The sequence below is a fragment of the Serratia sp. J2 genome, assembly GCF_046269175.1.
Classification (GTDB): domain Bacteria; phylum Pseudomonadota; class Gammaproteobacteria; order Enterobacterales; family Enterobacteriaceae; genus Chania; species Chania fonticola_C.
The window spans coordinates 13,878-37,068 of record NZ_JBKABN010000030.1 but is presented as its reverse complement, the minus strand read 5'-3'; the positions used below and the strand labels follow the sequence as shown (position 1 = coordinate 37,068).

The following is a 23,191-nucleotide window of genomic DNA, read 5'->3' as shown; positions in this document are numbered from 1 at the left end:
GGCGGGGCAAACGGCTATGGGTAATAGGCGCGGCTTTGAATGGCCGCCGGGGCTGAGTTGAGGGTTTGCACTGCCACAGGGGCGCAACCGCCGATCAACTGCTCCAGATCTTTACGCATGGGGTGGCTGCTGGTACCCAGCACCAGTTTTACCGCCTCAGCGTGGCCGCCATTGAGGAAATAGGTATCCATCGCCTGCAGGATGTTCCAGCGGCAACCGATCAGTTTGTTATCGTGAACGCCGTATTCGGTAATTGGCGAGATGTTGCCCGGGATCGCCTTGATGCCCAATGTGTTGACGATGCAGGTGAATATCGCGGTGTTGGCATCCTTTGGATCGTCCACCCGGAAGCCCCAGGTTTCTACCCACTCGGGTTGATAGACCGCAGAGTTGGTCCGCACCGGATTTTGTGAGGCCAAATTGACCTTGAAAGTGGTCTGGAATTTAGGCTCGCCAAACAGTTGCTCACCGGCGGCGATGGCGATAGGGGCATCGCAAGGCACCCAGACGCGATGGTTGCCGTACAGTTTGGTTTGATCGCCGTCTTGAATAAATTCCTCATAGCCAATCGGAGCCAACTGGTCTTTACGGTGCTCGGGATAGGCAACAATGTTGAGCTCCAGCTCCTGGGTGATCGCTGCACCGCTGCTGCCCCATTGCTCCGGCGGGGTATTGATGCCAGAGGCAAACTGCCCAGCGTACAATTGGAAGTTAAAGCTCACCATCGCCTTATCGCCAAACCGCGCCGCGCTAAGCCCGGTTCCCTGCAAATAAGGTTCCACGCGGCTCAGCGGCACCAGATAATACACGCCAACGTTGGTCAGTGAGGCGTAGTAGAACGGCATGGTGAACGGCGTCGGGATGCTGGGTAAATCATTTTGCTGATTAGACATGTGCGTGGTTCCTACTGTTGTTGGGATTGAGGTTTGGCCGAGTGTGGGCAAGCCGCCGGTACCGGATAAGGCGCGGCCTTCAGCGCCGAAAGAATATTCAGTGGGTTGAAGTACTGACGCATCAGGGTGATTTGATGTTGTTCATTGAATTGATAACGGATCGCCCAGTCGTAGCGATAGGGCACGCGGCCGCATTTGGTCGTGCCTTGTTCGCCCCCGTAGGACATTGCCTGATCGCCGCTGAAGAAGGATTTCTCGACGCCCGCGCTGCCAAAATTCACCGTTGCACCGAGCAGTGTCCAAAAACGGGTAAACCCTTCGTGGCCGTAGAACACCCCCAGATAGGGGCATTCGCTGGGGCCGGAGATATCCCAGATCACCTCGTCAGTCATGCAGGAGAGTGCCAACTGCAGGTTACCGGTGGAATAGGCTTGCTGCAGTTGATCCAGAGTGGCCTCATTGCTGGCACTAGCACTAGCACTAGCACTGTCGGTTACGGTTGCTGCTGCGGTGGCCGGAGCAGCCATGAACACCTGTTTACCCAGCGGCTGGCGGTTAGCCACGCTGTACTCAAACGTGGGAGCGCAGTGGAATAATTCCTTGCCGGGGAAAGGGTTGGCGGTGATGGCCCGGAAGTCATCCCGCAACGCGCACATCGCCACCACGGCGGCCATCAACTTGTCTGGGGCACCGGTAAATGCAGCCTGCAGGTCGCCGAGCAACTGACAGTAACGCTGGTTAAAACGGATGATGGCGTCACGAACTTCACCTGGTGGATAATCATTGACCTTGGCGTTGCTGTCGATCAGCACGCTTTTCCCCCACGGCACCGGGAACGGCTCGCCGGTAGGGCCAGTGGCCACGTTATCGCCTTTTTGATACAGCCGTTCATTGTAGATCTGGCTAAAACGGAAATAGTGGGCCAACTCATCTTCATCCACGACCCAGATATCGTTTTCTGTGCCTTCACCCTGATCGGTAATCAGTTTCATGGCGGCTATCGCAGTCTTCAGATCGTTTACTTTCAGTACGTTGCCTCCGCCGCCGTAGTAGAAGACATCTGGCGGGATCTGGCGCTGAGGATCGCCGCAGAAAATCGCCTGTTCTCCATGGGTTTCCACCGCCGCCCGCAGCCGCGATTCAACGTAAAGATAAAACTCACCGATGGTCATATCGCTGGGGACTTCATTGGCGATGGCGCGAGGGCGGACATCTTTCGGATGCTCGATCACCATGCCCTGGAAGATGCCGTTTTTTGAGAAGCCGTACAGATTCACTTCAATATCATCAATATCGTAAGGCAGACGTGCGGGATAACTGGGCAAGAAGTCGGGCGAATCGACCGCAGGCGTACCGCCGATGGCGTTGAGCAGGTTGGCCGTCAGGGTGAAGTGCAGCATCTCTTCAACTACGATTGAACGCAGGCTTTCGATGATACGCCAGTCCACGTCGTCATCCAGGGTATAGAGCATCGTCAAATAAGGGGGAATGGTGGCATGTTCCAGCCGCATGGCGTTCTGCAGCAGATCGCGCAGTTCGTTCAGATCCTGCGCCAGGCTTTTTTCGTCGGCAAACTGCACATAGCCGAGTTGGGCAAACGAGGTTTCAGCAAGTTGGAAGGTCTTGGCTTTTGCGGTCATATTCATATCAATGTTTCCGTCCGAGTATGTGGTCGGCAGTGGCGAAGGTCAGGGCCGTCATAGTGAGCGTGGGGTTTGAGGTACCCAGCGTTGGCATGCTGCCGCAGCCAATAACGTAAAGGTTGGGGTGATCCCAGCTTTGCTGGTGCCGGTTGACTACCGAGTTTTCTGGCCGCGTTCCCATCCGGTGAGTGCCTGCCACATGGCCAACGCCTGCCCAGATGTAACCGTTACCTTGCCAGGTAAAATAGCCGGGGTTGTCCGACGGGTAGTGGGTGAAATCCTTGATACCCAGCTGGCTGAACAGGCTGCTGGCTACTTCGCGGCCAAACGCCATGCCACCTTGGCTGTAGTCATCCACGTTGTAGTGGATCACTGGCCGGTAATTGCCGAGCGGATCACGCCAGCGATCGTCGATGGTGACGCGATTGGCGGCATCCGGCAGCTGTTCGGTCATCATATCCAGGCGGATTTGCCGGGGCAGCACTTGCCCAAGCCGCTGGCGTAACGCCTTGCCATACAATCGCTCGTCATCCACCATATCCACCGTGCTGTCCACCGGCTCGTTGCGTGGCCAGCTCCAGCCCCAGTTGCCGATCTCCAGCACAAATGCGGCGCGTTCGCGGCGGAATTCGCCCCCCCGGTAGTTCACCAGCGTTGACGTCAAACCCGGCCCACGAAATGCACCTATCGCTTCCGGCGCTAACCCCCAAGACAGAATGGCGGGGTGATCCATCAGGTTGCGCCCCAGCTCTCCGCTGGACTGACAGGCCTGTGATGCCTGTAATAACACGGCATTTTCGATGGCATTGGCGGCCAGAATAAACAGCTCGCTGTGTAAGGTGATCGGCTCAAAGTCATGGCTGCTGTCGTTCTTCCACACCTTGCAGTCCAACGCGCTGATTTGCCCCGTCTCTGGCGAGATATGCAGACGAGAGGCAACCGCCTGGATCAACAGATCGGCATCCGTTTCCACCAGGGTTTTTAATGCGTTGTAACGAGCCTGGATCGGGCAGATAGGAATACAGCTGGAGTTGCCCATACATCGGCGACCCACTGCCGGATTATCCACTGCACCACGCGGGGTATAACCTGCATTGGGCACGCTGTTTCTGGCTTGCGGGATAGAACGGATCTGGGCTTTGTCTGCCGTACCGGGTAATTCGGCCTGTGACAATCCGGCGATCATCCAGCGATCCAGATAGCTTTGGGGGATTTTTTGCATCGGGTACTGATAGCCTGGTGCAAAATAGATGCCGTGGTATTGCTGATCCTGCACGTCGGCGGAAACCCCAATTTCCAGTTCAGCGCGTTGATAATACGGCAGCAATTCTTCATAGCTCAGTGGCCAGTCCACGCCACGGCCAAACAGCGTGGCCATGGCAAAATCCTCAGGCAACATCCGTGGACAACTGCCGAACCAGTGCAGCGAAGTACCACCCAGCCGGCGGGTATAGTTACTTTCAAAGGGATAGGGACCCATCTGCACGAAATACCCTTTGTGCGAAGGTTTCCCCGGCGTGATGGGTTCAACGTCAGTCACTTCTGGCTGTGGTGCGTTGGGCGAGTTGGGATAGGGCGCGTTAGGCGTTTTTGCCACCGCCTGCATAAAGGTTTGCACATGATCCAGGTGCTGGCCAAAGCTGTCGTTACCCGTCCCGGCTTCGACGATCAGCACCCGGCGGCCAGCGCGGGTCAGCTGCTTGGCCATGATACAACCGGCAAATCCTGAACCTACGATCACCGCATCATAGGGTTGGGCGGTGGCTTGCTGCCAATCAATCTGCCGCATGATGCCCCCTGTTCAGATCCTGCAGGATGTTGTGCGCAGCCCAACAGGTGAGCGCCGACATGGTTAGCGTTGGGTTTGAGGTACCCATGTTGATCATGTTGCCGCAGCCTACCAGATAGAGGTTGGGGTGCTCCCAGGTGCGCTGGTCCTTATTCACCACGGAGCTTTCTGGTGAACCCCCCATGCAGTGGGTTCCGGCAAAATGCCCGGCACCGTTAAAGGTGAGGGTTCTGCCGTCTGGGCAGACGAAGGCTCCAGCATCCTCTTTTGAGTAGGACGAGTAGTTCTTGATATCGGCCTGGTCGAAGATTTTCATCGACATATCGTAAGCGCTGGCGAAACCGGCTCGGGTATAGGGCGATAAATCGTAGTGAATAACCGGGCGGTAGTTACCCATTATGTCTAGATAATTCGGATCGATGGTGACGCGGTTATCGTACTCCGGTAGCTGTTCCACCAAGATGCCGAAGCGGAATTGACGTGAAACCTGGTCTTTGAGCCTTTCACGTAACTCTTTACCGTGCAGTTGCTCCTCGTCTACCAGGGTGATCACATCCTTCGACGGTGCCTGAGCTGGCCACAGCCAACCGTCGTTGCCCATTTCGAATCGATACGGCGCATGGTGTTTACGGAAGCTGCCACCGCGGAGATCCTCGATGCCGGAGGTCGCTAATGGGCCACGTAGCGGCCACAATGGCGTTTTCTTGGTTAGGCCCCATGTCAGCAACTCCGGGTGATCCATCAGATGGCGGCCAACCAGATCGTTGCCTTTACAGGCACCGGAGGCAAGTAATAGCACTGCGTTGGCGACAGCGTGGGCGGCGAGCACATAGCGTTTGCCCCGCACCGTATGCAGGCTGTAGGAATCATCCCCAGGATAGCGATAGTGTTTTAACTGAACGCCGTTGATCGCCTTACTGTGTGGGTCGATATCCAATTGGAATGCCACGCTCTGCAACACGATAACAGTTTGATAATGCTGGTCACCAACGTTGATAATTTTTCTGAACCCAACAGCCGGGTTTCTACAAATGACGAGTGCTGCGCAGCATCTGCCGGGAGTTCACCGTAGGTCGCCAACAATGTGGCAAAACGTTCTGCCGCGTGCGTTTGTACCCAGTCATAATAAAAGGCTGCCTGGCCAGTACCGAGTAACTCAAAACGGTCAAAACCGGTTAATAAACGAGAAAGATCGATAAATTGCTGTAGTGCTGCATCGGATGCAAGTTGTTCATCGCTCATAAGGTGCTGCCTGTATAGGGTTTTATTATGGCGGCCGTATTACCACCGCCGGGAATAATCAATAAAACAGGTTGCATTTATCGTTTTATTTATTGCCATGGATTAATAGGTGTATTAATCCCTGAGCCTCCAGTAACGTGGATGTTCATGATTTCTTGTTTTTTAGGCGCACTAAAAAGTACGCTATTGTAAAAACAATAACGGTAATTTAACTCATTGTAACCTTTTGAATTGGAACGAATAGTGTGTACCACGCGTAGGTAAGACCACCGGTGGTGGCGAACAGTTACGTGAGGTTCACAACGTTTACTTCCCGGGCTAATTATATTAGCGGTGAATTGCTATGCTAAATAAAATGAAATACACATAGCGGGCCAACATTGCGCAGGCGAGTGGCATCTCATTAAAATAAAAGCTCATTCAGAATGTTACAGGTAAAGTACGTGGTTAAGTTTTTTATTTCACTTAATCCACCACATTCTTGAGAGTGTAATAAATATGGTATGAGAGGCCATATTCCGCAAGCTTAAGCATTAATAAAGTATTTAATGATATATAATTCCCATGAGTGCGATATATTTTGCTACCAAAGACACCATGCCAGCATAAAATATCAATTTTTAACATTTGCTCCCTATAGATAGAAAGATAATTCTTTACAAGCTTACTATAACGCCGCGATCTAAGGAGGCAGGCATGCAGGTGGCGTTGGTTTTTATGAAAGCTAATTTAATGTGTTAGATCAAAGTTTACTGCGAATTTCGTTGTAAAAATACAACTTAGGATTAGATTGATTGCGATTATCATTAACTTTTAATGGGTGCAACATGGTGAATTGGTTTAATCGTGTCATGGATCGTCCGGATCTGGGCAAGCTGGTCCTGCGTTTGGCGTTCAGCATTATGATGATATTCCATGGGTGGCATAAACTGATCGGCGGCATCGATTATATCCAGGGATTGCTGACTCAGCATGGGCTGCCAGGATTTATCGGTTACGGCGTTTTCCTCGGCGAGTTAGTGGCTCCTCTGTTGATTATTTTGGGGATTTTTACCCGCCCGGCGGCGTTGGTGTTTTCATTTACCATGCTGGCGGCTTACCTGCTGATCGATCCCGGCAAGGCGCTGATGCTGACAAAGGTTGGGGCCTGGGGAGCAGAAGATATGGCGGTGTATTTCTTTGCCGGGCTGGCCATCGCCTTCCTTGGCAGTGGTCGCTATTCGGTAATGAAGGATCCGAACTGGCGTTGAGGTAGGGAAGTCGGTATCGATAGGGACACACACCGTGGCATTCCAGAGCTGAATGCCACTTCAATATTTCTCAACATTAATACTTGGCTTTTCAGCGCGAACACAATTCACCAACTGGTATATGTAAGAACCCGTGTGAGACAGGCCGATGATACGCATTGGCGCCGATTTGATGATGTTGACGTTTAACATGCTGGTGTCCACTGGCTTCTTCAAATTGGTCAATTTTTGACAGCTTGTCGTAGAGAGTTTAGTCTGGTTCCGGATACAACCCTTAATAAAACATGGAGTAATGTCATGGAAGAGGCTGACAAAGAGGCTCGCAGGATATGAGCAGAGGAATGAACTACCAGGGAATATCGGTCATTTGCCAGGGCGATACCACCACCACAGGGGGGCGGGTATTGGAGGGCGTTCTGGGAAATCGTTACACATGTGATGGTATTCCTGTCTCGCTGAAAGGGCATAAGGTTTCTTGTCCGGCTTGCGGGAAAGTGGGGGTTATTGCCGAAGGGGAAGTAAACTTAAGTTTTTATGGTGTACCAACGGCACTTGACGGCCATCGTGTGGCATGTGGTTGTCCGGCTGGTAGCCATCGTCTAGTTGCGAGCAGTCAACCGCTTTCGGTTGCCCCATCCATATCTCCGCGCTCACTGCTGATGAATAGCGGACAGGCAGCGGAGCCAGCGCAGTATGCTCAAAGTGCAAAGAAACAGGCAGTAGAACCAGAGCAGCACGCGCAGGCTGCCAAAAAGGAAAGGCAGAAGCGGGAAATTACCCTGACCATCGGGGTATTCTTCGACGGCACCGGCAATAATGCGGATAATACCGCAGCCAGCCTTGATGCCTGCTCCGGAGAGCATTTTGGGATGAACAATGCCGATGCTCAGTCAGCTTATTTCCAGTGTGTCCAGCTAAAAAGCGGACACAGCGGCTTCGCGGCAGGAAGTCATCTCGGTTATTACACCAATGTGCACTGGCTTAATATTCTGTATAACCAAAAACTCACTGCCGATACGGGATACGGCCAGCGCGCAATTTATATCGAGGGGATTGGTACGGAAAGCGGGGAAGGCGACAGTACTTACGGGATGGGCACCGGCAGGGGTAACACTGGCGTAGTGAGAAAAACCGATAAGGCAGTTGCTATGCTGGTTGCTGCTATCAAAGGTTATCTGGATAACCTGCCTGACGCCAGTTCCTGCATCATCAAAGAATTGCAGTTTGATATTTTCGGGTTCAGCCGGGGAGCTGCTGCGGCACGGCATTTTGCCAACCGGGTATTCAGTAAGGATCAGGCTATTATCACTGCCATTAAGGCCGGTCTGGGAAGTATTGAGTTCTCAGGCACGCCCGGTGGTAAAACCCGTTTTCTGGGGATATTTGATACGGTGGCTGGCATCGGTACCCCGGTCAACGGGTTCAATCCGCACAGCGCCGATACGGGCGAGGTGAATATTGTGCTGCGTCCGGGTGTGGCCGAGAAGGTTTTTCATATCACCGCACAGCACGAATGCCGGTTTAACTTTGCGTTGAACAGCGTGAAGCCTGCGTGGCCGGAACTGGCTTTGCCAGGTGCGCACTCTGACATTGGTGGCGGTTACAACCCTGACGAGTACGAAGCCTATTTCATTACCCGTCCGCAGTTTGAAACCGTGCCCTTTTCCACACCTGATACGAACACGCGGGTTTATCAACAGGCCTGTGAGCAGCTCAGTGCGATGGATACCTGGCCAGCGATTGGCCCTTTATTGCAGGCATTGGAGATCAACATTGATACCTGGCACGACGAGCGGATGCCAGCCGATCGCTACGGCATTCCGCAAAAACGCAGCGGGGCGGCAGCGGTCATTGAGCGCCCGACGCGCAACGACTGGTCGAGGGTGGTGCTGCGGGTAATGATCGATGCTGCGCAGGATGCAGGCGTGGTATTCGATCCTATATTACCTAAAGACGATAATCTGTCACTGCGAGCTGATCTGAACAGCCTGTGTGAAAAAGCAATTGTGATGGGTCGCGCGGTAAGGAATGGGGCATCTGCTCCCGGATTCACTAGTCGGGAAATCGAAATGCTGGCGGAGAAATATATCCATTGTTCAGCCAACTGGAACAGCGTGGTCAGAGACGGTGAGGGGATGATAGCTGGGGCAGTCAAACCGGCGAAGCTGGTAACCTTTACTAACCGTCCTGACGAAAGCTGGCAGAGAACGGTATACGATATGGATGGAAATAAAATATGAAAATAATCCGTTTGGCGGGGCTTCTTCCGGTACTGCTGCTGGCGGCGTGCCACAGTCACAGTGCGGGCAAGCCCGAGGCTTCTGTCCAAAACGATGTGCCCACCGAGTGGAAGTTTAATTTTTTCACGCCCAAGGCGCTACCCGCACTGGTAACGTTTGTCGCTATCCTTGATGCTAACGGAACTGATTACCGGTTTAATACGCTGGACAGCACCCCGGACCTGGATAAAGTCATCGGTAATTGGAATGATACCGATCGAGCACCCGGAGGGCACTGGAATCACGTTAAACATCCCCCCAGGCATATTCTTTTTTGCTGGGACTCGGTGATTGATAAAAGAGTATATGAAACTCGCCTGACATTGTCTGACGCCGTTGTGGAGAAGATGCGCAATCCCAGCGTGTATAAGGATTATCAGGGTAATATCGGGTATTACGACAACATACAAATTGGTCTGGCTCCAGGAGGTAAGGTTGCAGTCTGGCTACGAGGTATCGGTAGTCAGCCTAATTATCGCGTGACGCCATCAGTCTTAAAGACCGTGTCCGGGGATAAATTAGAGCTTTGCAAAGGGATAACACGGTTTTCTAACGGCTATGAATATGGGGAAAATACTGAGAGTTTTATCAAAGGGAAAACGTATCCCTACGGTAATTGGTAGCAGACATTATTCCTAATGGCGGGGCTTCTTCCGTTACTGCTGCTGATGGCTTGCCACGGTGCGGGCCAGCCCGAGGTTACAGCTTTGTCGGTTGCATCAGCGGATTGCTTGGATGAGATTTGGTACTGAAAAGTCAGGAAAGAGCATGAGGTTCACTGGCAACGTGAATTTTTGACCAGGGCCAATGAAGAACCAATGACAGTACCAGATAGCCAGATTCTACATATCGTTGTCTTGGTGCGCATAATGTATATTATGTTAAATTGCATTGGCAGTTACGCACCGGGTTATCCCGCTAGGTTTATCTCACCTCACCTTCATGCTTTGATTGCTTAGTTTTCTAGAAGTTGGTTCATGAATGACGATTGTTCGAGTTGATACTCAGTCGGTTTCAATCCCCGATCGGTGTGCCCTGATGAAAACGCATCTGCCAATGGCCTCCGCTGTCTTGTGACGATTGCAACCAGATCGATGAACGCTCGGCACGGTGAACAATGCCGCCATCCGCATCACGTTGAAAACTTTTATACCTCAACAATACGGCACCATCGGCAATCTTCACCAGTTTGAATTCTTCGGCAAAAATCTGTGGCGGGCCGCTTTCCAACTTTAGCGCCGCAATGGTTTGCTGTTTGTCATAGTACAACCCGGAACAGCCGATCTCTTCAAAATCGTCATGCAGCAATTCTCCAACGAGAATGGCATCGTTGCGTATTGCCGACTGATGGAGTTGAACCTCTAGTGCTTGGATTACTGGTAAAAGCTGTGCAATATCGTTCAAAATGCCCTCCTTTTTTGATCGCGCTACGTGAAATCTGAGGAATAATGGCTGTCATTACCCAACAGATTTCACCATAGGAAGCATTTTGACTGCGCCGAATTGACTAGCAACTCGACGCAGATTCGGCTATTAAGGATTACGCGTTGAGCAATTTTTCAGCCGTCTCTTTCACACTTGCCAGCAGGACTTTTACGTCCTCCAGACAAACCGTTGGGTTCAGCAGCGTTAGCTTCAGACAGGTTACGCCATCTGCTTCAGTAACCCCAACGTTTGCGCTACCTGATGCCAACAGAACATCGCCGATACGCTGGTTCAACAGCGCGATATACGCGCGATCGCCGCTTTTCGGGCAGAAACGGAACAGTACGCTTGCCAATTGTGGCTGCATAACCAGTTCCAGATGCGGTTGTGCAGAGACATACTCAGCCACTTTCTGTGACAGTGTAACGCCATTATCAATGATTTCGGCGTACTGTTTTTTACCCAACGCTTCAAGGCTCATCCACAGCTTCAGTGCATCAAAACGACGCGTGGTTTGCAGTGATTTTGATACCAGATTAGGTACACCGTGCTCTTCGTCAAAATCAGAGTTCAGGTACGCCGCCTGATAACGCATCAACTCATAATGACGTGCATCTTTCAGCAGGAATGCACCACAGCTGATGGTCTGGAAGAACTGCTTGTGGAAATCCAGTGTCACGGAGTCTGCGGATTCCAGGCCGTTCAGGTAGTGGCGATACTTCTCAGAAAGCAGCAGTGCTCCGCCCCATGCGGCATCAACGTGAACCCAGATATTTTCCTGCGCGGCCAGCGCGGTGATATCCTCTAACGGATCAATTGCACCTGCATCAGTCGTACCGGCGGTGGCCACAATCGCCATCACCTGCTCACCGTTGGCTTTTGCCTGCGCCAGTTTGCTTTTCAGGTCAGCGATATCCATACGTGAGAACGCATCGGTTTTCACCTGGGTCACTGACTGATAGCCCAGCCCCATCAACGCCATGTTTTTTTGCACGGAGAAGTGTGCGCTTTCGGAGCAAAACACTTTGATTTTGCTCAGATCGCCCGTTAAACCCTGCTGCTGAACGGAGTGCCCCTGACGCGCGAAGAAAGCATCACGCGCCAGCATCAGCCCCATAAGGTTACTTTGGGTGCCGCCACTGGTGAACACGCCGGCATCACCGGCGCTGTATCCTATCTGCTCACGCAGCCACTCGATGAGTTTGATCTCAATGATGGTCGCTGATGGGCTTTGATCCCAGGAGTCCATGCTCTGGTTAGTAGCATTGATCAGCACCTCTGCAGCCTGGCTTATCACCAGGCTCGGGCAGTGCAGATGTGCCACACATTGTGCGTGATGTACAGAGAGGCTGTCCTTGAGGAAATACTCAACTGCACGCTCAATGGCGGCCTGGTTACCCAGGCCCTGAGAGGTAAAGTTCAACTGGATGCGCTCGCGCAACTGGTCGACGGTTTTCCCCTGATACATTTCTGGCTGCTTTAACCATTCGATAACGGCTTTGCTGCTCTGCTCAATGGCATCCTGATAGGCGGCGATACTTTGCGCCGAACCGGAGAGAATTGGGTTGTTATCAGACACGATCGTTAACTCCGATTAAACCGGCTCCATGCCAGTGGCCAGCAAGGCGTTTTCAAATTTATCGAGGAAAATTTCCAGCTCAGCGTCGGTGATCAGCAGTGACGGTAACAGGCGCAGTACGCAACCATGACGGCCGCCCCGCTCCAGAATCAAACCAGATTCGAAGCATTTTTTCTGCAGCAGTGCCGAAAGCTCGCCATCCGCCGGGTAACATCCCATGTGATCCTGCGCTTCGTTAGGCTTCACGATTTCAATGCCGATCATCAGGCCCAGGCCACGTACGTGACCGATAACCGGGAACCGTTTTTGCAGCTCGACCAGTTTGCCTTTCAGCCACTCGCCCTGGGCGGCAACTTTATCCGCAATGGCGTTGTCTTTAAGGATCTTAAGCGTGGTCAGACCGGTGGCCATTGCCAGCTGGTTACCACGGAATGTTCCGGTATGGTGGCCTGGCGCCCATGCATCAAACTGTTTTTTGATGCCCAGTACGGCCAACGGCAGACCGCCACCGACAGCTTTAGACATAACGATGATGTCTGGCTCGATACCTGCGTGTTCAAATGCGAACAGCTTACCGGTGCGTGCAAAACCAGCTTGGACTTCGTCGATGATCAGCAGAATTCCATGGTCTTGCGTGACTTTACGGATGCGCTGTAGCCACTCGGCCGGAGCCGGGTTCACGCCGCCCTCACCCTGCACCGCTTCGAGGATCACCGCCGCTGGTTTGCGTACGCCGCTTTCCACGTCGTTGATCAAGTTATCGAAGTAGTACGTCAGCGCTTTAACGCCTGCGTCGCCACCGATACCCAGCGGGCAGCGGTACTGATGCGGATAAGGCATAAACTGCACTTCAGGCATCATATTGCTGACGGCTTCTTTTGGTGACAGGTTACCGGTTACGGAGAGCGCACCGTGCGTCATACCGTGGTAGCCGCCGGAGAAACTGATGATGCTTGAACGGCCAGTTACTTTTTTTGCCAGTTTGAGCGCGGCTTCAACCGCATCAGCGCCAGAAGGACCGGTGAATTGCAGGCAATACTCTTTGCCCTGGCCCGGTAATAAAGAGAGTAAATAAGAGGAAAATTCATCTTTCAGAGGTGTGGTAAGGTCCAGCGTATGTAACGGTAAGCCGCTGCTGATGACACTTTGAATGCTTTGAAGCACGTCAGGATGATTATGACCCAGCGCCAGAGTCCCGGCGCCTGCAAGACAATCAAGATATTGATTATTTTCAACATCAGTAATCCAAACGCCCTGCGCTTTAGCTATTGCCAATGGCAGTTTACGTGGATAGCTTCTGACGTTAGACTCAAACTCAGCCTGTCTTGCTAAAAAGGTATCATTGCTTTGTGGTAATGAACGAGCACTTAAAGTATCAATACGGACTTTATCCGTCATCATATCACTCCCACAACCTCGGGTATTATTAACGCCGGGTTGAGTTAAAGGTTAAGGGGATTGCCTGTAAAAACGCGGCCAATATATATTATTTTAATGGTGTACTCAATCATTTGTTTCAGCATGCAATCAACCCTGTAAAATCCAAGTGCAACAACAAGTTACCTTTCATCATGCATTAATTTTTGTTACCAATATCGTGCAAAACGTTACGAATACCCAGATTGCACACAACGTCATGAAAACCATCGTTTTGATATGGTTTTATTCTTTTGTTACACGATTTTACCGTTAAGAATGTTAGGCATTGGCCTGTAATGCATTCTTTTTCACTGATTTATTGCCAAATAAAATAAAAATGTCGATCCATTAAGATAAATCACTTACTATGGCGCGCTTATTTTTACTATCCGTAAATAAAGAATTAATGCGCATCACACCGGTAACGCGTAAGAGGCAATACACGTTATCGACAACAGGAGGCTTTCCTGGGTTGTCATCAGAAATGTTCGCGGGCGGACATTTCGTAAGGCGAAGCGAGCTTCCCTTATGCCGAGAATGAAAATTTTCTAGCCATTTTTATGGCGCCCTGATATGAGACTGTTATGACACGCATTTATCCACAATTCGTCGTTGCCAAGTTTGGCGGCACCAGCGTTGCTGACTTTGACTCGATGAATCGCAGTGCCGGTATTGTTCTTGCTGATGACCTGGTTCGTTTGGTCGTGTTGTCTGCCTCCGCGGGAGTCACAAATCTATTAGTCGAACTTTCTGAAGGGCTGGAAAGTCGTGACCGTATGGATAAAATTGATACCCTTCGCACTATCCAGTACAACATTATTTCCCGCCTGAAAGCGCCGTTGGTCATTGGCAAGGAAATCGACCAACTCCTTGAAAATATTGCCCGTCTTGCCGAGACGGCATTGGCAACGCCTTCCACTGCGCTGAGTGATGAACTGGTCAGCCATGGCGAGCTGATGTCGAGTTTGTTATTTGCTGAAGTGCTTCGTGAGCGTAAAGCGCAAGCAGAATGGTTTGATGCACGTAAAGTCATTCGAACCAACAACTTTTACGGTTGCGCCGAACCCAATATCAGCCTTGTGAAAGATCAGGCAGAAGCCCATCTGCGGCCGCGTATTGAGCAGGCGATTGTTATCACCCAGGGTTTTATCGGCCGTGATGACGCCGGGCATACCACCACGTTGGGCCGGGGCGGCAGCGACTACACCGCCTCCCTGCTTGGGGAAGCATTGCAGGCCGCACGTGTCGATATCTGGACTGATGTGGCCGGGATCTACACCACCGATCCGCGCATTGTGGCGCAGGCCAGGCGTATCGACCATATCTCCTTTTCCGAAGCCAGCGACATGGCTGCTTTTGGTGCAAAAGTGCTCCATCCAGCGACCCTGTTACCCGCGGTGCGGAAAAATATCCCGGTCTTTGTGGGTTCCAGCAAAAATACCGCTGCCGGCGGCACGCTGGTTCGCCGCGAGACGGACAATCCACCACTTTATCGCGCCATTGCCGTTCGTCGTAAACAGACGTTACTGAGATTGCACCGCCTGCATGCGCAACCGGCATACACATTCTTTGCAGAAATGTTCGCGATTCTTGCAGAACATCAGGTTGATGTGGATCTGGTGACCACCTCCGACAGCTGCATAGCGCTGGCCCTGAATTCCACGGGGTCCACTTCGGGAGAAGATCACACCCTAACCACCGCGCTGCTTACGGCACTCTCTTCTCATTGCCGGGTCGAGATTGAAACCGGGCTGGCCCTGGTCACGCTGATTGGCAATCAACTCCATCGTGGCGCGGGAGTATGCCGGGATACATTTATGGATCTGGATGAGTATGCCGTGCGCATGATTTTCCATGGCGCATCCAATGATAATCTTTGCTTCCTGCTGCCAAGCGACGTTGCTGATGGCGCAGTTATTGCGCTGCACCGTAGGTTATTTGAGTGAGTTAAATCGGGGCGTTTATGCGCCCCTAAAACGCGCCTGTGGCTCCATAAACATCCGTACAAAACGCTCAACCGGCCATTCCTTGATGTCGGATACCTGCCCATCCCCAATCTCTATAAGCCGGAGCTGACCCGCATCATTTTCAACCATATCGATGGAGAAAAATGGAGCATCTATGAGCTGCGCGATTTCAATAGCCACTTCTGGAATGATTCCGTCTGCAGAGAAAACTTTGCCATTCAACGAAAAATATCTGCGCTCACTCTCGGGGACAAAATTTTCAAAACGTCTAAGGCTAACTCCCCCTTCAATTTTTCCACGGAAGTGTTCAATGAATTGCAATACTTCGCGGATCTCATCGGCATTTACGGCAACAGAGCCTCTGGAGGTGGTTAAAGATTTAACATAATCCTTAACGAAGTAACACGGCCACTTAAGCTGATCGGTCAGCTTATCGAAATCAGCATCTGCACCGACCAATACGGTTTCCGGCGTATACTTTTGGCAAATTTCGTACCAGCCTGTGATGTAATGGCACCGAATGTAATCATCAAATGATTCAAGCATTTGCCCGCCGCTTAGCGAAACGGCTCTATGCAGTTGTTGATATTCTTCCGGGCTTAGCATCCATCCACGCCATATCACGGGGACATCTGGCTCAAAGCTGTGAGAGAACTTGTACTTTCCCATCGAGGCGTGTTCAGACGACAGCAGCGCACAGGTTAATCCATTCTGTCTGGCACAGTTAAACTCCTGCTCAAAGGTTTCATCGGCCTTGGCAGGGTTAACGTAATCACTGGGATAAATCAGCTGCATTTAAATTCACCCTATTTCCATTTATTTTACGGCACCGCAGGATCATATATTACAACAACTCGACCAGTTCAAACTCTTCTGAAACAAGTTCCATTGTGTCGCAGTAACTCCCTTCTCTTTGGAAGAACTCTTTGTGCCCTTGCCTCCAGTACCTGAGGCTGAAATCTCCCTCGCCTTCTTTTTTCGCCAGTTCGTCTGTCACATCGCAGAAACGAATTATCCGCATAGCGATCGTCCTAATGACACAGACTGGATCACCTTTGCCATTTAGGATAATGCTGTAGCCGCCGATCGTTGGTGATTCTTCTTCATTTTTGAAAGATGAAAGCGAACAGCAGGTTGCGGTTTTTACCCCTTTAATAACCAGGTCTGCTAGCTTGTCTGCCATTTCGGCGGAATCGCCAAATGGCCATGCAATGGCCCCCGGATACTTTGTCTTCAGACTTTCAATGATAATCACCATTAAATCCTCTTAAATCAATTTATTAAAAAATTCCCTCACTTCCAAGGTAGCAGACAAAATCATCTCTCCACTATTTCCACCAAGCAATTTATTTGAGGCGTGATTTTTATCAAGGTGATCGCATAGGTGGGTCATCTGCCCTTTCCTGCTTATTCCGCGCTTTGCCGCCGAAAGCGTACAAGCCAAGCCGCCAGCAAAATGGCTGTTATCGCGACGCCAGTGGCGACGTAACCGATGTTTTCCAATCCCCATTGGGGGATCACCAGGCCACCGATAATGGCGCCAAGACCCGTACCGGCATTGGCAGCAGAGACGTTCAACGTCCCGGCTAGCGCCTGAGCGTGCGAAGCGGACTTCATCACCCGTACCTGACAGATTGGAAACAGTGCAGTATAGGCGATACCCCATAGTGCAAGTGCCAACCATAACAGAATGAGCGAGTCTGCCGCAGGCACGCTGGCCATCATGCCTATGCCCAGCAATAACGAGAATATGGCGGTAGCGCCCAGTGGGTTGCGATCCACAAAGCGCCCGCCAAGCCAATTACCTACCAGGCCGATAGCACCGAAGCCCATAAGCCACCAACCGACTTGCGCCGGTGCCACACCAGCGATGCGCTCCAGCATGTCGGCTAGATAAGTGTAAGCCGTAAACATTGCGGTGAACACAATGACCGACAACACAACGTTACCGACAAAATACGGATCTTTGAGGATGCGTGTCTGCTCTGCCAGCCTCAGCCGTTCGGGGCGTGCCAGGGTCGGCATGAAGATCGCCAGGGCCAATGCCATAACCAGCGACAGCCCGGCCAGTATCCAGAAGGTGCCACGCCAGCCGATGATGTCCGACGCTAGCGTACCCAGTGGAATGCCAAACAGTAAGGCGGCTGAAATCCCCAGATACACCTGCGATACTGCGCGACCGGCACGATGCGGCCCGGCAATCTGTCCGGCCGTCTCGCTGGCCGTCCCCCAGAATACTGGCAGTACCAGCGCTGGAATGAACCTGGCAATCGCAAGCACCCAAACGTTCGGAGCGATTGCGGCCAGAGCGTTCGAAACGCTAAAGATCATCAGAATAGCGATGAACAGGCGCTTACGTTCAATGTGTGACAACAACGCAGTCAGCAAAGGGCCGAACAGCATGACCGTGAAGGCGAACAGGGTAACGAACTGGCCGGCAGCGGAAATTGAAATATCCAAGTCGCGTGCCAGTGCTGGCAATAGTCCGACGATCAGGTATTCGGTCGTGACAATGACGAAAGCCGCCACCGCAAGAATGACGATGGAAAGGCGGCTACGACTCGCCGAAATGGCGGTGCCCGGTGCGGTAATGCAAGACATCAAAAAGGCTCCTACGGGGGGATTTGCTGTTGCCTTCAGTATATTTAAGAAATATATTCTTATTATTGATATATTTTACCGAAATTTTTGAATTAAATTCCTTAATAAGGGAGGGCAGCATGATCCCAGCGGAGCGGCTTAAGGGCATCGAAACCTTTGTGGCAACGGCCGACGCAGGCAGTTTCACGGCAGCGGCAGAGCAATTGCACCTGACCAGCTCTGCCGTCAGCAAAAGTGTGGCACGCCTGGAGGATCGGCTTGGGACTCGGCTGTTCGAGCGCACAACCCGCCGGTTGGCTCTGACGGATGCAGGGGCTGCGTTCTACCGCACTTGCGTACGAGTGCTGGCCGATTTGGAAGAAGCTGAAGCCGTGCTCGCCGCACAGCACAGTGAACCGGTGGGTCGTCTGCGGCTAGACGCACCAGCGACGTTTGGTCGCCTCCGTGTTTGGCCGTTGCTGCTCCAGTTCTCACAGCAACACCCGCACTTACGCCCGCATGTTTCCTTGACCGATCGTTTCGTTGATTTGCTCGAGGAAGCGATCGACGTGGCTGTGCGTATCGGTGGCCCGGATCATTGGCCTACCTCAGTTGGCCATCGCTACCTGGGCTGTGAACGTCTCATTTTCTGCGCCTCGCCCGATTACCTGGCCCGCAACGGGACACCGACATCGCCCGCCGAACTGTCTCGCCATGATGCCGTGCTCTATGGCAAGGCCGATGGAACCACGGGGCCTTGGCTGATCGCACATGATGCAGGATTGATTGAGCGGCGAACGATGGAAGGCCGCATTATTGTCGGCAACGGCGAAGCTCAGGTTGCCGCGGTCAAGGCTGGATGCGGTATCGCACAGTTGGCAACCTGGCTGGTCTGCGATGAAATTGCACGCGGTGAATTGGTGCAAATCCTACCGGAACTGGCGACTGATGGTCTGCCGCTCAATCTGGTGTGGCCCATTGGGCGACAACTGCAGCCAAAAGTGGATGCCATGCTGGACCTGCTCGCTGCCGAATTGCGTATCGACTAGCCTTGGCAACACCAAGCCCTTCACGCTTACCACGCTGTGGTGAATTGCCGGTTACCTTGCATACGAATAAACAGCATCCCACCAGCGAACATAGTGAGAACCTGCGATGCCACCAGCACCGAAAAGCCTGAGGAGACGGTGCCAAACGACATCATCACTAGCCCCATCAGCAAGGGAATAAATGCCGAAAAGAGATTACCCACGCCGTTGATCAGCCCATAGGCAGAACCAACGCTTTTTGCTTTGGCATGGTGTTGGATCAGGGTGGGAATTGCCGCCCCTTGCGCCCCCCAACAAGCGTTGGCCGATAGCAGGAACACGGCCAGCCAGCCACTTTGAGAGCTCAGCATCACGCCTAGCATGCAGATAGCCGTTGCTGCCCCGCCAAAGGCAAAAATCAGTGGCATCTGTTGGGGTCGAACGCGATCCAGGATCACCCCGCCAAGATACTTGGAGAAGATACTGATAATAAAGGGTAGCGATGCCAGCCAACCCATTTGGGTGATGGAAAAACCACGTTCATTGGTCAGGTAAGCGGGCAGCCAGGAACTTGCTCCCCAAAGATAACTTAGCGTGGCTATCTCAACCAACATGATCCAACCGAGCATTGGTGTTTTCCAAGCCAGAAAGAAGGTATGGCAGACACGTTGCATCATGGGTTCACTGCTGCGTTGCACCACTCCGGTTGCTCTAGGATGGATAAACACACGCACCAAAAGCAGGCCAACCAGAAGATTGATTAATGCCAGGATATGAAATGAGAGGGCCCAACCGAAATGGCTCATCAGGAAAGCCACCAGCGGGAAACCAATCACCAGCCCCAAAGACACTCCTAATGCAGATACCGCATTGGGCTTTCCCCGCTCATTGGCGGCGAAATGGTCACTGATGTACATGGTTTTCAGCGAGAAAAGTGGCCCTTCACTGACACCGAGGAAGGCCCGCACGACCAGTAAAACGATGAACGATCCCACCAACGGAGAAGCCGCGGTAAAGAGTGCCCAGAGAACCACACTGAGGGTTAAACCTTTACGATACCCGAATAGCGTTTCCAGAAACGGGGTCAACAACATGGCTGAAAGGCCATAGCCCAGCAGAAAGGCGGTCATCAACGTTCCTTGATAGGCTCGATTGCCTGCCAGGCCAAAGTGATGGAGAAATTCGGGATTAACCAGCATGACGGAGATATTTACCCGGTCAGCATAGGCGATCACGATTAGCAGTAATGCCGCCACGACTCCCCACCAGCGTTGTTGTCTCATGCCCTTCCCCTTTATCAAATGGTCTCTTTGATATCCGGTAACGCCGTTTTCTCGTTAACCGTCCCCACAATTTATCGCCGAATTAATTGTTTCGACATTGTTAACATATTGTTGAATTTATATCTATGCCACAGCGACAAGAGAGTCACTTAACGGCGAACACATCGGCCCATCGGTAAACGATGAGCCTGCTAGAAGCTACTGACACAACGCCAAAATCTCTTCATATAACGTCAGTGGTAATGCCACACCGAACCGATCACTGTGCTGACGCGCCTTAAAACGCCGTTCCCCAGGAATACGGGCTCCTTGCTCTGCCATATCATTAAAAAGCCCTTCCGCTCTGGCGAAATGCTCTTCCTTATCCGGCCCCAGAAAACGCTCAGGATCCATCGCAATAATCAGTTCTCCGCCGTAAGGTGAAGAACCTGTCGATTGGTCGTAAGCTAACGATTCTTTACTGGTCATATCGCCAATCAACGGCCCGGCAATCAGCTCCACCATTGCTGCCAGTGCTGACCCCTTATGGCCGCCAAATGTCAACATTGCACCTTGTAATACGCTGGCGGCATCAGTGGAGGGTTTACCTTGCCGATCGATTCCCCACCCTTCTGGCAGCGGTTTATTCGCCCGGCGATGCAGCTCAATCTCACCGCGTGCGGCTGCGCTGGTCGCCATATCAAACACAAACGGGGCTTGTCCCTGGCGTGGCCAACCAAAGGCTATCGGGTTGGTACCAAACAAGGGCTGGCTCCCCCCGGCGGGCGTTACCCAGGCATGGCTAGGGGTACAAGCCAACGCCACCAATCCCTGCTCGGTAAGCGGCTCGATATCCGCCCACAGCGCAGAGAAGTGGACGCAATGATTGATCGCCAGTGCGGCAATACCACAGTGACGAACCTTGGCGATAAAGGCAGGCAGTGCAGTTTGATAGGCGACCAACGAGAACGCACCGTGAGCATCTACGCGTAAAATCGCCGGAGCGCTGTCGGTGAACGTCGGTTCAGCATCTGCCATCACTTTGCCAGCATGCAGCGATCGGACACAGCCCAGTACACGATACAAACCATGGGAATGGCAGCCATCGCGCTCACCGGCGGTGACGTTTTTGGCCACCGCATCGGCATGTCTGACGCTGAAACCATTACTGTGCAAGGCTCGGTACGCCAGTTGATAGGCCTCTGGCAACGTAAGATTGACTGTGGTGGTCATTGTCGTTTCCTCCTTTAGCATTACTCTTCCTCGTCCCCGACAAAATTTGCCTGAGGTAAACAGGTGTAAGCTCCCCAGTAATAAATCAGCAGCGCGATAGCCGCCACCAACAGGGTGTCCCACGGGTGACCAATCGCATTGATTCCGCCAAAACTGCCGAGATAGGAAGCCACGATGATCAAGGCGTAGAAAGCTATCAGCCACAGCGAAGACCAAATCTGTTGCTTCAGACTGACGGCGTGAGTCGGTACTTTGTTTTTAAACAGGATATAGACCAAGAACATCAGAATTTGCAGGCCAAGCAGCCAGGAGACAGTGTTCCAGCCTGACCAGTAAACGATCAATGCCGAGATGATGAATGACACTGGCCCTAACACGCTAAATCCCCAGACATAGAACGGCCGTGGCAAATTCGGTGCATTGCGACGTAGCCCGGCGGCGGTAACCGGGGCAATGGCATAGCTAAGTACCAGCGCGGCGGAGACCACTCCGATCAGCTTTTCCCAGGAAGGGAACGGCAGTGTCCAGAAAACAGCCAGTCCGAAAGTCAGCCACAGTGCCGGACGCGGGATCCCCGATTCACCATCGACGCGGGTAAAAATTTTGAAGAAAGTACCCGCCCGAGCCCAACCATACACCACACGTGGTGTGGCATTCATATAGATATTGCCCGTGCCGCTCGGTGAAACGATCGCGTCGCTCACGACCAGAAAAGCCAACCACCCCATCCCCAGCGTTACGGCTATATCGCGGTACGGCAGTGAAAAGTGCTTGCTGATATCCTGCCAGCCGCCGCTCAGCATTTCGCTTGGAATACTGCCGAGGAAAGCCAGTTGCAGCAGCACATAGATAATGGTGGAAAGTACCACCGACAGGATCAGTGCGATCGGGATGGTACGCTGCGGCTTTTGGACTTCGCTGGCCACCGAGATAATCGGCGTCAGCCCCAGATAGGCGAAGATGATCCCACCGGCTGAAATCGCCGCTTCCACCCCGGCGGAACCAAAGGGAGCAAAGCCTTGACTGTGCAGGTTTTCAGGTTTGAAGAAGGTGAACAGTACCACGATCACCAGCACCGGCACGATGAACTTGAGTATGCTGATCAGGTTGTTGGATTTGGCAAATGTCTTCACGCTGTAGTAATTCAGCGTAAAGAACAGACACAGCAAGATAAATTGCGTCAGCCAACCGATCAACGTGGGATCGCCGGAGCCAGGCTGGCTGAGCGCTGGGAACCAGGCTGCAGCATATTGCCGGGCGGCGACAACCTCGATCGAGATCAGGCTGGAGAACGCAATCAGTGTGATGAACCCCAACAGATAACCCATCAGTTCCCCGTGGGAAAACACCGGGTAACGAATGATGCCACCGGCACGGGGAAGTGCTGCACCCAGCTCGCAATAAACAATGCCCAGCAGCAGCACGGCGAACCCACCGATCAGCCACGAATAGATCCCCGCAGGGCCTGCGATGGCCGCAACATGGCTGGCGGCGAACAGCCAGCCAGAACCAAAAATCGCACCCAGGCCGATAAACGTCAGATCGGTTAGCGTCAGCTGCTTTTTAAATTTTCCCTGTATGGTCATAGCATTACCTTTCGAA

General features: G+C 52.4%; 19 protein-coding genes. 5 read left to right on the top strand and 14 right to left on the bottom strand.

What is annotated here, in order from left to right; all coding sequences use genetic code 11:
- Positions 1-14: 14 nt before the first annotated feature.
- The 5 genes from ACKWMY_RS23535 to ACKWMY_RS23515 are packed head-to-tail and all read right to left on the bottom strand — an operon-like array spanning position 15 to position 5,567.
- Positions 15-893, bottom strand: a complete 879-nt coding sequence (locus ACKWMY_RS23535; protein ID WP_024530127.1) for a hypothetical protein — start codon at positions 891-893, stop codon at positions 15-17.
- A gap of 11 nt (positions 894-904) precedes the next feature.
- Entirely contained in the window at positions 905-2,539 is a 1,635-nt protein-coding gene (locus ACKWMY_RS23530; protein WP_409487154.1) for a ferritin-like domain-containing protein, read from the bottom strand.
- 1 nt (position 2,540) lies between these two features.
- Positions 2,541-4,325 carry a GMC family oxidoreductase gene (locus ACKWMY_RS23525; protein ID WP_308870322.1) on the bottom strand — a complete coding sequence of 595 codons (1,785 nt, stop codon included), beginning with the start codon at positions 4,323-4,325 and terminating at the stop codon, positions 2,541-2,543.
- Positions 4,312-5,274, bottom strand: a complete 963-nt coding sequence (locus tag ACKWMY_RS23520; RefSeq protein ID WP_409487153.1) for a GMC oxidoreductase — start codon at positions 5,272-5,274, stop codon at positions 4,312-4,314. The genes ACKWMY_RS23525 and ACKWMY_RS23520 overlap by 14 nt, the downstream gene beginning before the upstream one ends.
- Positions 5,217-5,567: a hypothetical protein gene (locus ACKWMY_RS23515; protein WP_409487152.1), complete on the bottom strand. Its 351-nt coding sequence runs from the start codon at positions 5,565-5,567 to the stop codon at positions 5,217-5,219. The genes ACKWMY_RS23520 and ACKWMY_RS23515 overlap by 58 nt, the downstream gene beginning before the upstream one ends.
- Positions 5,568-6,394: 827 nt before the next feature.
- Between ACKWMY_RS23515 and ACKWMY_RS23510 the strand changes: the two genes are divergently transcribed.
- The 3 genes from ACKWMY_RS23510 (at position 6,395) to ACKWMY_RS23500 (ending at position 9,719) form a co-directional block, all read left to right on the top strand.
- Complete coding sequence (locus ACKWMY_RS23510) at positions 6,395-6,817, top strand: DoxX family protein (protein WP_024530122.1); 423 nt, start codon at positions 6,395-6,397, stop codon at positions 6,815-6,817.
- 329 nt (positions 6,818-7,146) lie between these two features.
- Complete coding sequence (locus ACKWMY_RS23505) at positions 7,147-9,057, top strand: PAAR domain-containing protein (protein WP_409487151.1); 1,911 nt, start codon at positions 7,147-7,149, stop codon at positions 9,055-9,057.
- Complete coding sequence (locus tag ACKWMY_RS23500; protein ID WP_024530120.1) at positions 9,054-9,719, top strand: DUF2931 family protein; 666 nt, start codon at positions 9,054-9,056, stop codon at positions 9,717-9,719. The genes ACKWMY_RS23505 and ACKWMY_RS23500 overlap by 4 nt, the downstream gene beginning before the upstream one ends.
- Before the next feature lie 391 nt (positions 9,720-10,110).
- Here the strand turns inward: ACKWMY_RS23500 and ACKWMY_RS23495 are convergent, their stop codons facing one another.
- From ACKWMY_RS23495 to ACKWMY_RS23485, 3 genes are all read right to left on the bottom strand, one after another.
- Positions 10,111-10,500: a DUF4440 domain-containing protein gene (locus ACKWMY_RS23495; RefSeq protein ID WP_409487150.1), complete on the bottom strand. Its 390-nt coding sequence runs from the start codon at positions 10,498-10,500 to the stop codon at positions 10,111-10,113.
- A 136-nt stretch (positions 10,501-10,636) separates the two neighbouring features.
- A complete protein-coding gene (locus ACKWMY_RS23490; RefSeq protein ID WP_409487149.1) occupies positions 10,637-12,100 on the bottom strand; it encodes a pyridoxal phosphate-dependent decarboxylase family protein in 1,464 nt (487 codons plus the stop codon).
- Positions 12,101-12,115: 15 nt separating this feature from the next.
- Complete coding sequence (locus ACKWMY_RS23485; protein WP_024530116.1) at positions 12,116-13,501, bottom strand: diaminobutyrate--2-oxoglutarate transaminase; 1,386 nt, start codon at positions 13,499-13,501, stop codon at positions 12,116-12,118.
- A gap of 602 nt (positions 13,502-14,103) precedes the next feature.
- Here ACKWMY_RS23485 and lysC point away from each other — a divergent pair.
- The gene (lysC, locus tag ACKWMY_RS23480) at positions 14,104-15,465 is read left to right on the top strand and encodes a lysine-sensitive aspartokinase 3 (RefSeq protein WP_024530115.1); all 1,362 of its coding nucleotides are present in this window, start codon (positions 14,104-14,106) and stop codon (positions 15,463-15,465) included.
- Positions 15,466-15,480: 15 nt separating this feature from the next.
- On the opposite strand, the gene ACKWMY_RS23475 is transcribed toward lysC, so the two are convergent.
- The 3 genes from ACKWMY_RS23475 to ACKWMY_RS23465 all read right to left on the bottom strand — a co-directional run bounded on the left by ACKWMY_RS23475 (position 15,481) and on the right by ACKWMY_RS23465 (position 18,087).
- On the bottom strand, positions 15,481-16,281 hold the full coding sequence (locus tag ACKWMY_RS23475) for an ATP-grasp domain-containing protein (RefSeq protein ID WP_409487148.1): 801 nt from the start codon (positions 16,279-16,281) through the stop codon (positions 15,481-15,483).
- 49 nt (positions 16,282-16,330) lie between these two features.
- Positions 16,331-16,744 (bottom strand): ASCH domain-containing protein, encoded by a 414-nt coding sequence (locus tag ACKWMY_RS23470; protein ID WP_029711530.1) that lies wholly within the window; start codon positions 16,742-16,744, stop codon positions 16,331-16,333.
- A gap of 149 nt (positions 16,745-16,893) precedes the next feature.
- Complete coding sequence (locus tag ACKWMY_RS23465; protein ID WP_409487147.1) at positions 16,894-18,087, bottom strand: MFS transporter; 1,194 nt, start codon at positions 18,085-18,087, stop codon at positions 16,894-16,896.
- A 119-nt stretch (positions 18,088-18,206) separates the two neighbouring features.
- Between ACKWMY_RS23465 and ACKWMY_RS23460 the strand changes: the two genes are divergently transcribed.
- Positions 18,207-19,115 carry a LysR family transcriptional regulator gene (locus ACKWMY_RS23460; RefSeq protein WP_409487146.1) on the top strand — a complete coding sequence of 303 codons (909 nt, stop codon included), beginning with the start codon at positions 18,207-18,209 and terminating at the stop codon, positions 19,113-19,115.
- A 26-nt stretch (positions 19,116-19,141) separates the two neighbouring features.
- On the opposite strand, the gene ACKWMY_RS23455 is transcribed toward ACKWMY_RS23460, so the two are convergent.
- The 3 genes from ACKWMY_RS23455 to ACKWMY_RS23445 all read right to left on the bottom strand — a co-directional run bounded on the left by ACKWMY_RS23455 (position 19,142) and on the right by ACKWMY_RS23445 (position 23,175).
- A complete protein-coding gene (locus ACKWMY_RS23455) occupies positions 19,142-20,377 on the bottom strand; it encodes an MFS transporter (RefSeq protein WP_409487145.1) in 1,236 nt (411 codons plus the stop codon).
- Positions 20,378-20,575: 198 nt separating this feature from the next.
- Entirely contained in the window at positions 20,576-21,589 is a 1,014-nt protein-coding gene (locus ACKWMY_RS23450; protein WP_409487144.1) for an Ldh family oxidoreductase, read from the bottom strand.
- 20 nt (positions 21,590-21,609) lie between these two features.
- Positions 21,610-23,175: an APC family permease gene (locus ACKWMY_RS23445; protein ID WP_037435281.1), complete on the bottom strand. Its 1,566-nt coding sequence runs from the start codon at positions 23,173-23,175 to the stop codon at positions 21,610-21,612.
- Positions 23,176-23,191 lie beyond the last annotated feature (16 nt).